The 247-nt window shown below is 61.5% G+C and carries 1 protein-coding gene; it reads left to right on the top strand.

Annotated features, from left to right (window positions below; all coding sequences use genetic code 11):
• Positions 1 to 52 precede the first annotated feature (52 nt).
• A partial coding sequence (locus J5M71_RS29105) for a hypothetical protein (protein ID WP_207839160.1) occupies positions 53 to 247 on the top strand: 195 nt, incomplete at its 3' end.

Raw genomic sequence — 247 nt, 5'->3', positions numbered from 1 at the left:
GGCGGATCTGGCAAGGTTGCATCATGTCCCGGGGGCTGGCAAGCAGCCATGCGTGATGCTGTGGACGGGTTATCGGCAAATCTTGGATCGCCTTGAGATTTTTGGCGTCTGGGCGGTCGAGCGCCGCGCGGGGGCGCTCGATTTCGCAGGCGCCAAACCTCTATCGGCAGGTAAAAAAAAGCCCCGCCAATCGACGGGGTTGAGGTACGAGCGTGGCAGCTCGAAAGGGTACTGCCCCTCGCAAGGA

Source organism: Pseudomonas sp. 43(2021), from assembly GCF_017490805.1.
Classification (GTDB): Bacteria; Pseudomonadota; Gammaproteobacteria; order Pseudomonadales; family Pseudomonadaceae; genus Aquipseudomonas.
The sequence above is the reverse complement of the archived record's forward strand: the minus strand, read 5'-3'. Positions and strand labels throughout refer to the sequence as shown.